Annotated in this window: 1 protein-coding gene; it reads right to left on the bottom strand. The window is 45.5% G+C overall.

The annotated features are described in order from the left end of the window. Positions 1-40: 40 nt before the first annotated feature. Positions 41-1,089 (bottom strand): IS110 family RNA-guided transposase (locus tag EH243_RS18470; RefSeq protein WP_241235128.1); only part of this gene is annotated, 1,049 nt, incomplete at its 5' end.

Raw genomic sequence — 1,089 nt, forward strand, 5'->3', positions numbered from 1 at the left:
GCGTAGATACCATCTCTCACCACCGGGTTCAAACTGTTTTTTAAGCCGTTTGAACCTGGAATTCACTTTGATTCTTAACCACGCCAAAACATACCTGGACAAGCTTTCTCATGGCCGCTCCCAAAGCGGACATTTTCGTTTTACCCGCCGCAAGCAAGCGTTCATATTGTCTTCGGATATCCGGATTATGCTGTTTAGCTGTTACCGCCGCCATATAGAGCTTGGCTCTAAGATGTGAGGGGCCTGTTTTGCTCAAAGCGGTATAACCCTTAACCTTTCCAGACTCCTTCATCTTCGGGATTAGTCCCATATAGGCTGCGACCTGTTTTGCCGTTTTAAATCGCTTGGCAGCAAATAGGTAGGTTAATTCCCGAGACATCACTTCGCCTATACCTTTGATGCTCTCTAGTAGTTGACGGTTTTTCTTCAGCGGTGGATGGCGGTCAATATGTTCATCAATGTTCTGTTTGAGCTTTTCGATCTCGACTTCGATAACAGTGATCATTTCATGCAATGACTGCCTGACTCGATCGGATGTATCGCTGATTTCGCAAGACTCAAGGCGGTTGTGTTCGCGCTGCCTGTCTTTTTCTAAGGCGCTTAAGCGTCGCATTAAAGACTTTAGCTCTCGTACTTCAGGCGCTTCTGGTTGCCACAACCTGATATCTTGAGGTTGCTCCTCGCCATAGTACGACAGCATGGCGGCATCGGACTTATCTGTTTTATGGGTTAGGCCTATTGATTCAGCATACTTCTTGGCCTTACCCGGATTCGCCATAAAAATAGTGAAGCCTTGTTCATGGAGATAATAAACCAGCGCTTCATGGTAAACACCGGTTGCCTCGAGCGTAATCTGAATATCCTGAGGTTCTGCCCCAGTATTACTCAATACCCATGTGACCAGCTGGGCAAAGGAGGCTCTTTGGTTTTTAAATACTTTACTTTTCTTTTTACGTGTTTGACGATCTCTCAACCAACACAGATCTAGTTTTTCTTTACTGACATCAATTCCGATAGATTTGCGCATCTCTGCCACTTCCCTTGTACATGCAGCATCATCTGAACAATCAGAGTGCTTGGATACCATAC

It is taken from the genome of Amphritea opalescens, from assembly GCF_003957515.1.
GTDB classification, from domain to species: domain Bacteria; phylum Pseudomonadota; class Gammaproteobacteria; order Pseudomonadales; family Balneatricaceae; genus Amphritea; species Amphritea opalescens.